11 protein-coding genes are annotated in these 11,758 nt (G+C 72.5%); 9 read left to right on the plus strand and 2 right to left on the minus strand.

Annotated elements, in window-relative coordinates:
* Positions 1-2: 2 nt before the first annotated feature.
* From egtC to DV20_RS47400, 6 genes are all read left to right on the plus strand, one after another.
* A complete protein-coding gene (egtC, locus tag DV20_RS24135) occupies positions 3-758 on the plus strand; it encodes an ergothioneine biosynthesis protein EgtC (protein ID WP_043784017.1) in 756 nt (251 codons plus the stop codon).
* A complete protein-coding gene (egtD, locus tag DV20_RS24140) occupies positions 755-1,732 on the plus strand; it encodes an L-histidine N(alpha)-methyltransferase (protein WP_043784019.1) in 978 nt (325 codons plus the stop codon). Before egtC ends, egtD begins: the two co-directional genes overlap by 4 nt.
* 46 nt (positions 1,733-1,778) lie before the next feature.
* A complete protein-coding gene (locus DV20_RS24145) occupies positions 1,779-2,201 on the plus strand; it encodes a nitroreductase family deazaflavin-dependent oxidoreductase (RefSeq protein ID WP_043784020.1) in 423 nt (140 codons plus the stop codon).
* Between the two features lie 148 nt (positions 2,202-2,349).
* On the plus strand, positions 2,350-3,966 hold the full coding sequence (locus tag DV20_RS24150) for an alpha/beta hydrolase (protein ID WP_043784021.1): 1,617 nt from the start codon (positions 2,350-2,352) through the stop codon (positions 3,964-3,966).
* A 307-nt stretch (positions 3,967-4,273) separates the two neighbouring features.
* On the plus strand, positions 4,274-4,798 hold the full coding sequence (locus tag DV20_RS24155; RefSeq protein WP_235190934.1) for an MgtC/SapB family protein: 525 nt from the start codon (positions 4,274-4,276) through the stop codon (positions 4,796-4,798).
* Complete coding sequence (locus tag DV20_RS47400) at positions 4,771-4,977, plus strand: MgtC/SapB family protein (RefSeq protein ID WP_235190935.1); 207 nt, start codon at positions 4,771-4,773, stop codon at positions 4,975-4,977. The genes DV20_RS24155 and DV20_RS47400 overlap by 28 nt, the downstream gene beginning before the upstream one ends.
* A 4-nt stretch (positions 4,978-4,981) precedes the next feature.
* Here DV20_RS47400 and DV20_RS24160 read toward each other — a convergent pair whose 3' ends face one another.
* Positions 4,982-5,707: a dienelactone hydrolase family protein gene (locus DV20_RS24160; protein ID WP_043784022.1), complete on the minus strand. Its 726-nt coding sequence runs from the start codon at positions 5,705-5,707 to the stop codon at positions 4,982-4,984.
* Positions 5,708-5,824: 117 nt separating this feature from the next.
* Positions 5,825-8,689: an aconitate hydratase gene (locus tag DV20_RS24165; RefSeq protein WP_043784024.1), complete on the minus strand. Its 2,865-nt coding sequence runs from the start codon at positions 8,687-8,689 to the stop codon at positions 5,825-5,827.
* Positions 8,690-9,033: 344 nt separating this feature from the next.
* On the opposite strand from DV20_RS24165, the gene DV20_RS24170 reads away from it, so the two are divergent.
* From DV20_RS24170 to mobA, 3 genes are read left to right on the plus strand one after another with little or no spacing between them, the layout of a single operon-like run.
* Entirely contained in the window at positions 9,034-10,347 is a 1,314-nt protein-coding gene (locus DV20_RS24170; protein ID WP_043784025.1) for an NlpC/P60 family protein, read from the plus strand.
* Between the two features lie 44 nt (positions 10,348-10,391).
* Positions 10,392-11,105, plus strand: a complete 714-nt coding sequence (locus DV20_RS24175; protein WP_043784027.1) for a methyltransferase domain-containing protein — start codon at positions 10,392-10,394, stop codon at positions 11,103-11,105.
* 9 nt (positions 11,106-11,114) lie between these two features.
* Positions 11,115-11,660 carry a molybdenum cofactor guanylyltransferase gene (gene mobA / locus DV20_RS24180; protein ID WP_043784029.1) on the plus strand — a complete coding sequence of 182 codons (546 nt, stop codon included), beginning with the start codon at positions 11,115-11,117 and terminating at the stop codon, positions 11,658-11,660.
* Positions 11,661-11,758 lie beyond the last annotated feature (98 nt).

Below are 11,758 nucleotides of genomic sequence, written 5' to 3' on the forward strand. Positions count from 1 at the left end.
GCATGTGCCGCCACATCGGCTACCTCGGCGAGCCGGTCTCGCCCGCCGAGGCGCTCTTCCGCGCCCCGCATGCGCTGCTGGTGCAGTCCTACGCGCCGGCGGACATGCGCGGCGGCGGTTCGGTGAACGCCGACGGGTTCGGGCTGGGCTGGTACCCCGGCCCGGGCTCGCCGCCGCTGCGCCACCGGCGTTCGACTCCACTGTGGACGGACGAGACACTGCCGCCGCTGGCGGCGGCGGTCACCTCCGGCGCGTTCGTCGCCGCGGTCCGCAACGGCACCACCGGCCTGCCGGTGACCGAGGCGGCCGCGGCGCCGTTCACCGCCGGGCCCTGGCTGTTCAGCCACAACGGCGTCGTCCGCGGCTATCCGGACTCGCTGGCCGAACTGGCCAAGACCCTGCCGGTCACCGGGCTGCTGACGCTGGAGGCGCCGACGGACTCGGTGGTGCTCTGGGCGCTGCTGCGGGCCCGGCTGGCCACGGGGGAGGACCCGCTGACGGCGGTGGCGGGCCTGACCACCGCCGTCGAGGCGGCCGCGCCCGGCTCCCGGCTCAACTTCCTGCTCACCGACGGCACCACGCTGATCGGCACGACCTGGACGCACGCGCTGTCCGTGCTGGAGACCCCGGCCGGGGTGTGGCTGGCGTCCGAACCCCTCGACGGTGACCCGCGCTGGCGGCCCGTCCCCGACCACCACGCCGTGCGCGCCACCGCGGCCGGCGTCGACCTGCTTCCCCTGACCCAGGAGCTGTCATGACCGAAGTCGATCTCGACCACCACCGCTCCGGCGACGCCGTCACCGCGGAACTGCGCGCCGACGTCGTCGCCGGCCTGACCGCGGCGCAGAAGTGGCTGCCGCCCAAGTGGTTCTACGACGCCGACGGCAGCGAGCTGTTCGAGAAGATCACCCAGCTGCCGGAGTACTACCCGACCCGCAGCGAGCGCGAGGTGCTGGCCGCTCACGCCGGGGACGTCGCGAAGCTGACCGAGGCGCACACGCTCGTCGAGCTCGGCTCGGGGTCCAGCGAGAAGACCCGGCTGCTGCTCGACGCCCTGACCGGGCACGGCACCCTTGAGGCGTTCGTCCCCCTGGACGTGTCCGAATCCGCGCTGGCCGAGGCGGCCGAAGCGATTTCGAAGGACTACCCGGGTCTCGCCGTCCGCGGGGTCGTCGGCGACTTCACCCAGCACCTCGGTCTGATCCCCGGAGGCCGGCCGCGGGTGGTGGCCTTCCTCGGCGGCACGATCGGCAACTTCCTGCCCGCCGAGCGCGCGGCCTTCCTCCACTCGGTCCGGGAGGTGCTGGACGAAGGGGAGTGGCTGCTGCTCGGCACCGACCTGGTCAAGGACGTCCGGATCCTCGAACGCGCCTACGACGACGCCGCCGGCGTCACGGCCGAGTTCGACAAGAACGTGCTGCGGGTGCTCAACGCCCGCCTCGGCGCGAACTTCGACCTCGACGAATTCGAGCACGTCGCCCACTGGGACGCCGGGAACGAGTGGATCGAGATGCGCCTGCGGGCCCGCCGCGAGCTGACCGTCGAGATCCCCGGCGCGGACCTCACGGTGACCTTCGCCGCGGGCGAGCACATCCGCACGGAGATCTCCGCCAAGTTCCGCCCGAGCGGTGTCGAGGCCGAACTCGCCGCCGCCGGGTTCGCCCTCGAGCACTGGTGGACCGACTCCCAGCAGCGGTTCGGGGTGAGCCTGGCAAAATCCGTGCGTGGCTAATCCTCTCCGGGCACTGGCCCGGGCCGTCGGCACGAAGCCGTGGCTGATGCGCACCTCGCGGTTCGTCGTGTGGGCGGACAAGAAACTGCACAGGGCGTTCGGCGGCCGGGTGAGCCTCGTGGCGCTCGCCGGGCTGCCGTCGCTGCGCCTCACCACGACCGGCCGGAAGAGCGGGCTGGACCGCGAGACCAACCTGCTCTACTACCCGCGCGGCGACGACTTCGTGCTGACGGCGTCCAACTGGGGTCGCCCGCACGACCCGGCCTGGGCGCTCAACCTGCGGGCCAACCCGAAGTGCCAGGTGGCGCTGGCCGGACGGCCGGTCGACGTCGTCGCGCGGGAGCTGCGCGGTGAGGAGTACGACCGGATGTGGGACGAGCTGCTGGCCTTCTGGCCGGGCTACGCCATGGAGCAGCACGAGGCCGCCCGGCCGTTGCCGGTTTTCGTCCTCACGCGGGTGGCTCGATAGGTGCTGACCATCCGTTCGGCCGGTGCCGGGATTCACCGCTTTGTGCAAGTCTCACCCGGGTAACGCGCCGTGCCGTCGTGACCTCACGGCGCTGCGTGCCGGCGTCACCTAGGGAGGAATCGTCTTGCCGAGATCCACACAGAGCCGGGTGCGGGCGTTCGCACTGGTGGGGGCGCTCGTGGCCGGCGTGGGACTGGCCGGGCCGGCCGGCACCGCCGCCGCGGCGGAAGAATCGGCGGTCAAGCCCGCCGTCGTCGGCGCGACCCCGGCCGTCGCCTGGGGTACCTGCTCGAGCGACACCCTCGCCGGCGTGCCCGCCGACCAGGTCAAGTTCTACAGCTGCGCCCGCTACCGGGTGCCGATCGACCACGACAACGCTTCGCTGGGCACCATCGACATCGCCCTGCTCAAGCGCGCCGCCCGCACGCCCGACAAGCGGGTCGGCTCGCTGTTCCTCAACCCCGGCGGCCCCGGCGGCTCGGGCCTGCGGATGCCGCTCAGCGGCCCGGCCATCTTCCGGCCGCAGGTGCTCGACCGCTTCGACCTCGTCGGCTTCGACCCGCGCGGGGTCGGCGAGAGCAACCCGTTGCGCTGCTTCACCACCCAGGAAGACGCGGACGAGGTCTTCGGCGCGCAGATCGCCGTGCCGCTCAGCCGCGCCGAGATCTCCGGCACCCTGGCCGGCTACCGCGACTACGGCCGGTTCTGCAAGAACAACGCGGGTTCGCTGCTCAACCACATGTCCACCAAGGACGTCGTGCGCGACCTCGACCAGCTGCGCGCGGCGGTCGGCGACCAGAAACTGACCTACGTCGGCTTCTCCTACGGGACGCTGATCGGTTCGACCTACACGTCGATGTTCCCGAAGCAGTCGCGCGCGATCGTCATCGACGGCAACGTCGACCCGGCCCTGCGCACCAGCGACGGGGTGCAGTACGACCGGGAACGCGCGCAGGGCTTCGAGATCGCCCTCGACGCGTTCCTCAAGCGCTGCGACCAGGTGGGCGCGAAGTGCGCGTTCAGCGACGGCAACCCGCGGGCGAAGTTCGACGAGCTCCGGACGTACCTGCGCCGGCAGCCGATCACCATCCCCGGCGGCGGCACGGTCGACATCAACCGGTTCACCGGCGGCGTTTCGAGCGCTCTGTACTCGCCGGCGGCGTTCGCCGGCCTGGCCGAGGACCTGCAGGCGCTGTACACCGCCATCCACCCGGCGGCGCAGGCCCAGACCCTGCAGGCGAAGCCGCTGAAGGCGCTCACCCCCGGCAAGCAGGGGCTGGCCGACCTGAACCCCGACAGCCCGTACACCGGCGACGACTCGTACTTCGCCGTCAACTGCTCCGACAAGCCGTTCCGGATCCGGCAGGAGCAGGTGCCGGGCATCGCGGCCCAGTGGGAGCGCGAGTCGCCGACGTTCGGCCGGTACCAGGCGTTCGCCGACACGGCGGGCTGCCCGGTGTGGCCGGCCAAGCACCCGGACGTCTACCGCGGTCCCTGGCGGGCCAAGACCGACGTCCCGGTGATCGTGGTCGGCAACTACTACGACCCGGCGACGCAGTACAAGTTCGCGCAGCGGATGGCGGCCGAGCTGGGCAACACCCGGCTGCTGTCGGTCGACGCGTTCGGCCACTGCATCCTCGGTGACGCCCTCGGCGTCGACCAGGCCGTGGCCGACTACCTGACCGACCTCGAGGTCCCGGCGAACGGCCAGGTGTTCCAGCCGAACGTCCAGCCCTTCGAGACGGCGGCCGCGGCCCAGGGCTGACGCCGATCGGAAACCGGGCCGGGGCGACTGTCGTCGCCCCGGCCCTTTTCCCGCCCCGGGCAGCCGGTCGGGCGATGGCGGAACCGGCGGACGTGCGCACCGGGGTAGCGCTCGTCACAGCCCGGCGGCACCGGGCTCGGCTACAGTGATCCGGTTGATCATCGACGAACACGGGAAGCGAGGTGAGCGGCACATGCCAGCGGACAGTCCCCGGACGGCCGGGCGCCCGCTCACCGGAGGTTTCCGGCTGGGCTGAGTTCGGCCGCCCCCTGTCCGGCAGTGCGCGCACGCCGGGAAAGAGCCGGAAATGACCATCTTCGAAATGCTGCTGCGCGTCGGCGCCGGCGTCGGGCTGGGTGCCGTCATCGGGATCGAGCGCCAGTTCCGCGCCCGCATGGCCGGGCTGCGCACCAACGCCCTCGTCGCGGTCGGCGCGACGCTGTTCGTGCTGCTGTCGGCCCACGGCTTCGGCGGGCTGGCCTCGAGCGGGGACGCCGACCCGACCCGGGTCGCGGCCCAGATCGTCTCGGGCATCGGGTTCCTCGGCGCCGGAGTCATCCTGCGCGACGGGCTCAACGTCCGCGGCCTCAACACCGCGGCGACGCTGTGGTGCTCGGCCGCGGTGGGCGCCCTCGCGGGGGCGGGCCTGTACGCGGTCGCGGTGGCCGGGACCGCCGTCGTGGTCGGGGTGAACGTGGTGCTGCGGCCGCTCGGCCGCGCGTCGACCGCCGCCCCGACGCCGGGGACGAGACGCCGACGCGGTACGCGTTCCAGGCCGTCACGCGCGACGCGACGGAAGCGCACGTGCGGGCGTTGCTCGTGCAGTCGCTGACCCGCACCGACTTCCGGCTGCTTTCGGTGCTGAGCACCGACCGGGCCGACCACACGGTCGAGGTGCGGGCCGAGCTGGTCGGCGACCAGCGCGACGACGCCCAGATGGAGGCCGCGGTGTCGCGGCTGTCGCTGGAGCCCTCGGTGTCCAGTGTGCGCTGGGAGGCTGTGCCCGCCTAGCGGCTCACCCGGGCAGGCATTCGGCGAGCAGGGCGAGGACGTCGCGCCAGGCACGCTCGGCGTGCCGGGCGTGGTAGCCGACGCCGGGGAGCACGGTCTGGCCGGTCCCGAGTGGCGGGTGGTGGAAGGCGTGCTCGGCGCCGCCGTAGGTCACCAGGCGCCAGTCGACGCCCGCGGCCTGCATCTCGGCGGCGAACGCCTCGCGTTGCGCGGGCGGCTGGATGGGGTCCTCCGACCCGACCCCGGCCCACACCGGACAGCGGATGCGCGCCGCCTCACCGGGGCGGCCGGTGATCAGGCCGTTGACCGTCGCGATCGCGCGCAGGCCGGCGCCGGCGCGCCCGAGCTCCAGCACGACCGCGCCGCCGGTGCCGTAGCCGATGCCGGCGACGTGGTCCGGGTCGGTCCGGGGTTCGGCGCGCAGCACGTCGAGCGCCGCGAAGCCGATGTCCCGCAGCCGATCGGGGTCTTCCAGCAGCGGCAGGCACCGCGCCAGCATCTCCTGCGGGTCGGTGAACCAGCGGCCGCCGTGCAGGTCGAAGGCCAGCGCGACGTACCCCAGCTCGGCCAGCGCGTCGGCCCGGCCGCGCTGGAAGTCGTTCAGCCCCGGTCCTTCGGGCCCGACGAGCACCGCAGGACGGCGGCCCGCGCCGGCCGGGACCGCGAGGTGCCCGACCATCGTCAGGCCGTCGGCCGGGTATTCGACGGTGCGTGTCGTGATCGTCCCCATGAGAGGCGACTGTAGTGATCGCCCGGCCCGGCCGGGCCGGTGTTCACCGCGGGCGGAAACGCGCGAAGGCCTCCGCACCGGAATGCCGGTGCGGAGGCCTTCGCCGAACGAAATCCCTTACGCCTGCGTCATCTTCCGCAGCACGTACTGCAGGATGCCGCCGTTGCGGTAGTAGTCCGCCTCACCCGGGGTGTCGATGCGGACGTCCGCGTCGAACTCCACCTTGGTGCCGTCCGCCTTGGTGGCCGTGACGTGCACCGTGCGCGGGGTCTCGCCCTCGTTCAGCTTCGTGATGCCCGAGATGTCGAACACCTCGGTGCCGTCGAGGCCGAGCGACGAGGCCGACTCGCCCGCCGGGAACTGCAGCGGGATGACGCCCATGCCGATCAGGTTCGACCGGTGGATGCGCTCGAACGACTCGGTGATGACCGCGCGCACGCCCAGCAGCGAGGTGCCCTTGGCCGCCCAGTCACGCGACGAGCCCGAGCCGTACTCCTTGCCGCCCAGCACGACCAGCGGCGTCCCGGCCGCGGCGTAGTTCTGCGCCGCGTCGTAGATGAACGCCTGCGGGGCGCCCTCCTGCGTGAAGTCGCGGGTGTAGCCGCCCTGCACGTCGTCGAGGAGCTGGTTGCGCAGCCGGATGTTCGCGAACGTGCCGCGGATCATCACCTCGTGGTTGCCGCGCCGGGAGCCGTAGGAGTTGAAGTCCTTCTTCTCCACGCCGTGCTCGGTCAGGTACTGCGCGGCCGGGGTGCCCGGCTTGATCGCACCGGCGGGGGAGATGTGGTCGGTGGTGACCGAGTCGCCCAGCTTCGCCAGCACGCGCGCGCCGGTGATGTCGGTGACCGGGGCCGGCTCCGGCGTCATGCCCTCGAAGTACGGGGGCTTCCGGACGTAGGTGGACTCGAGGTCCCACTCGAAGGTCTTGCCCTCCGGGGTGGGCAGCGACTTCCAGCGCTCGCCGCCGTCGAAGACGTCGGCGTAGTCCTTGGTGAACATCTCCTGCGTGATCGCGTAGTCGATGGTCTCCTGGATCTCCTGCGCGGTCGGCCAGATGTCCTTGAGGAAGACGTCGTTGCCCTGCGCGTCCTGGCCCAGCGGCTGGGTCGCGAAGTCGAAGTCCATCGTGCCGGCCAGCGCGTAGGCGATGACCAGCGGCGGCGACGCGAGGTAGTTCATCTTCACGTCGGGGTTGATCCGGCCTTCGAAGTTCCGGTTGCCCGAGAGCACCGAAACCGCGGTGAGGTCGTTCTCCTGGATGGCCGCGGAGATCTCGTCCGAGAGCGGGCCGGAGTTGCCGATGCAGGTGGTGCAGCCGTAGCCGACCAGGTGGTAGCCCAGCTTCTCCAGGTACGGCCACAGGTTGGCCTTGGTGTAGTAGTCGGTGACGACCTGCGAGCCCGGCGCCATCGACGTCTTCACCCACGGCTTGACCGCGAGGCCCTTGTCCACGGCGTTGCGCGCGAGCAGCGCGGCGCCGAGCATGACCGACGGGTTGGAGGTGTTGGTGCAGGAGGTGATCGAGGCGATCACCACGGCACCGTGGTCGAGCACGAACTCGCCGCGGTCCGGCGTCGAGACCTTGACCGGCTTGCTCGGACGGCCTTCGGCGGCCGCGCCGGTGTGGTGGGGCGCCGGCTCGCCACCGCCGTTGCCGCCGGCGGAATAGGCCGGCGCGTCGCTGGCGGGGAAGGACTCCGACGACGCCTCGTCGACGGTGGACTCGACGCCCTTGGGCTGCTCCTGCTGAGGCACGCCCGGCTTGCGCGTGGCGGAGCCCTCGACCTCGTCGGTGACGTAGTCGGCGAGCGACACGCGGAACGACGTCTTGGCGTCGCTCAGCGCGACGCGGTCCTGCGGGCGCTTCGGGCCGGCGATCGACGGGACGACCGTCGAGAGGTCCAGCTCGAGGTACTCGGAGTAGGACGCCTCGCGCGACGGGTCGTGCCAGAGGCCCTGCTCCTTGGCGTAGGCCTCGACCAGCGCGACCTGCTCCTCGGACCGGCCGGTGAGCTTGAGGTACCGGACGGTCTCGGAGTCGATCGGGAAGATCGCCGCGGTGGAGCCGAACTCGGGGCTCATGTTGCCGATGGTGGCGCGGTTGGCCAGCGGCACCGCGGACACGCTCTCGCCGTAGAACTCGACGAACTTGCCGACCACGCCGTGGCGGCGCAGCATCTCGGTGATGGTGAGCACGACGTCGGTGGCGGTGACGCCGGCCGGGATCTCGCCGGTCAGCTTGAAGCCGACGACGCGCGGGATGAGCATCGACACCGGCTGGCCCAGCATGGCCGCCTCGGCCTCGATGCCGCCGACGCCCCAGCCCAGCACGCCCAGGCCGTTGACCATGGTGGTGTGCGAGTCCGTGCCGACGCAGGAGTCGGGGTAGGCCTGCCCGTTGCGGCTCATCACCGTGCGGGCGAGGTGCTCGATGTTGACCTGGTGCACGATGCCGGTGCCCGGCGGGACGACCTTGAACTCGTCGAAGGCGCCCTGGCCCCAGCGCAGGAACTGGTAGCGCTCGCGGTTGCGCTCGTACTCGATCTCGACGTTGCGCTCGAAGGCGTCCGGGCGGCCGAAGACGTCGATGATCACCGAGTGGTCGATGACCAGCTCGGCCGGGGCCAGCGGGTTGACCTTGTCCGGGTCGCCGCCCAGGTCGGTGACCGCCTCGCGCATGGTGGCGAGGTCGACGACGCACGGCACGCCGGTGAAGTCCTGCATGATCACGCGGGCCGGCGTGAACTGGATCTCGATCGACGGGTCGGCGTTGGGGTCCCAGGAGCCGAGCGCGCGGATGTGGTCGGCGGTGATGTTCGCGCCGTCCTCGGTGCGCAGCAGGTTCTCGAGCAGGATCTTCAGGCTGTAGGGCAGGCGCTCGGCGCCCTCGACCTTGTTCAGGCGGAACACCTCGTACGAGGCGTCGCCGACCTTCAGCGTGTCTTTGGCGCCGAAGCTGTCCTTGCTGGCGGGTGAGGTCACGTCTAACTCCAGTGGCGGGGACGCCGCGCCGTCGCGGCAGGGGAGTCCCGGGTCAGTTCGGTCGGTTCGGTGGGGCGAGTCTTGCGCACCCCCACCGTAGGACCGGATGCGGGATGGCACACCTCGCGGTGCCCTAAACAGTACGCGTGTCCTGTTTAACGGACAAGCCGACACGCGGTGTGGGCTGCGCCATCCGGCCCGGTGGTCCCTCAATGAGGGGAATTGGTGCCTACGTTGTGTAAGTTTCCGCTGATGCTTGTGATAGTGGTGTGACTGCAGTGACACGCGGTGTGCGCTGGTGAGCGGAGGTGGCGGTCTTGTTTGGACGGTGCGGAGGTCCTCGGGTGCCGCGCGTCCGCCGGGGACTCAGCGTGAGCACGCTCACGCTGGTGCTCTTGTTCGGCGCGGGCGGTACGGGCCTGGCGGCGCCCCCGCCGCCGCCCAACCCCAGCGACTCCGAGATCGACTCCAGCAAGGCCGACGCCAACGCGAAGGCCGGTGAGGTCGGCCGGCTGACCAACCAGCTGGCCCAGGCCGAGCAGAAGCTGACGCAGCTGCAGGACGAGGTCGAGCTCAAGCAGGAGCAGGCCAACAAGGCCCTGGTCGACCTGCAGGCCGCCCAGGACGACGCGGCGCAGGCGGAGAACGACGCCAAGGCCGCGCGCGCCGAGGCGGACGCGGCCTCGGCGGCCATCGAGAAGGCCCGGACGGACCTCAAGACGTTCGCCGCCGCGAGCTTCCAGCAGGGCAGCACCGTCGGCTCGCTCTCGGCGTACCTGAGCGCCGACAGCCCCAAGGACATGCTCGCCCGCGCGCAGCTGCTCGACGCCGTCGGCGGCAACCGGCTCAACGCCCTCGACCGGCTCCAGCAGGCGCAGACCGAGAAGTCCAACAAAGACGCCGCGGCCCGCAAGGCCGCCGAAATCGCCCAGCAGAAGCAGGACGCGGCCCGCCGCGCGAAGAGCAGCGCCGACGCCGCGCGGACCGTCGCCGAGCAGGCGCAGGACAGCCAGGCGAGCCGGAACAGCCTGCTCGAGAAGGACAAGTCCGACGTCGAACAGCAGCTCTTCGCCGCCCAGGCCAAGGTCAGCGGCCTGCAGGGCCAGCGGCAGCGCTACCAGGACTGGCTCGCCCAGAAGCAGCGTGAGGACGAGGAACGCGCCCGGCAGACGGCACTGGCGGCGTCCGGGAGCGGCGGCCGTCCCTCGGGCGGCCCGGCCCCGGCTGGCCCGGCCGGCTCGTCGATCGAGGCGGTGATCGCGCGGGCGCTGTCCAAGCTCGGGATGCCGTACGCGTGGGGCGGTGGCAATGCGAGCGGCCCGACCCGCGGCATCCGCGACGGCGGCGTCGCCGACCGCTACGGCGACTACAACAAGATCGGCTTCGACTGCTCCGGGCTGATGATCTACGCCTTCGCCGGGGTCCGCTCGCTGCCGCACTACAGCGGCTACCAGTACTCGGCGGGACGGCAGGTGCCGCTGTCCCAGATGCGCCGCGGCGACCTGCTGTTCTGGGGTGGCCCGGGCGGCATCCACCACGTTGCGCTCTACCTCGGCGGCGGGCAGATGGTCGAGGCGCCGCAGTCCGGCCTGCGGGTCCGGGTCGCCCCGGTGCGCTACGGCGGGATCATGCCGTACGCGACGCGCCTGATCGGCTGAAACCCGCTCGACGGCGAGCGGGGCCGATCGCCAGGATCGGCCGCGTGGACGACGAACTGAACGCGCTGCGGCGCAGCCGGATGCGCTGGAACACGCCCCTGTCCGAGCCGCACGCGCAGCTGCTGCTCGACCGGATGGCCCTGGGCGACGGGCACCTCGTCGACCTCGGCTGCGGCTGGGGCGAGCTGCTGCTGCGGGCGCTCGGCCGGGCCCTGGGCCTGCGCGGGACCGGCGTCGACACCGACCGGACCGGCCTCGCCCGCGGCCGGGCGGCGGCCGCGTCGCGTGGCCTGGCGGTGGAGTTCACCGAGGCGGACGCCGCGACCTGGGACGTTCCGGCCGACCGGGCGTTCTGCGTCGGGTCCGCCCACGTCTTCGGCTCGGCGAAGGCGGCGCTGGCGGCGCTCGCCCGGGTGGTGCGGCCGACCGGCAGGCTGCTCTACGGCGACGGCTTCTGGGCCGCCTCGCCGACCGCCGCGGCGCGGGAGATCTTCGGCCCGGACCTGCTGACCCTGCCCGACCTGCTCGACGTCGTGGACGGCGCCGGCTGGCGCGTGCTGCACCTGAGCACCGCCGACCAGCTCGAGTGGGACGACTTCGAGTCGACCTCGCGGGCGGCCTGGGCGGAGTGGCTGGTGGCGCACCCGGCCGACCCGCGGGCGCCGGAGGTGCGTCGGTGGCTCGACCGGCGGTGGCGCGAATACGTCCGGGACTACCGGGGCGTGCTGGGCTTCACCTACCTCGTGCTGGGCCGCTAAGGTGCCCCGGTGCGCTACGCGGGGATCGTGGTGGCCGGGGGTGCGGCCCGCCGGCTGTCCGGTGTGGACAAGCCGGCGCTGTCGGTGGGCGGCAAACCGTTGCTGGCCCGCGCGATCCACGCCCTCGACGGCGCCGAGCGGGTGATCGCGGTCGGCCCGCGCCGCCCCGGCTTCGACGTGGTGTGGACCCGCGAACCGGTCCCGGGCACCGGTCCGGTGGCGGCCCTGGCGGCGGGCCTGGTGTTCGTGCCCGACGACGTCGAGGCGGTCGTGCTGCTGGCCGCCGACCTCCCGGGCGTCCGCCGGTCCACAGTGGACAGGCTGGTCATGGCCATCGGCGACGCCGACGGCGCGGTCCTGGTCGACGCGGCGGGCGAGCGGCAGTGGCTCCTGGGCGCGTGGCGGCTCCCGGCCCTGCGGGCGGCCCTGCCGGAGCAGACGGAGAACGCGGCCCTGCGCCGGGTCCTGGGTGGGCTCACGGTGGCCGAAGTCCCGGCGGAACGCGGCGAAGCGGACGATATCGACACGCCGGAGGACCTTGAGCGGCACCGCTGACTCGCGGGGATGCCCCGCCGTGTCGGCGCCTCCCGGGCTTCGAGCGGCACCGCTGACCCGCCGGGAGCCGGCTCCGCCCCGCGCGCCTCCCGCAGGCC

The sequence above is a fragment of the Amycolatopsis rifamycinica genome (assembly GCF_000695625.1).
Lineage (GTDB): Bacteria > Actinomycetota > Actinomycetes > Mycobacteriales > Pseudonocardiaceae > Amycolatopsis > Amycolatopsis rifamycinica.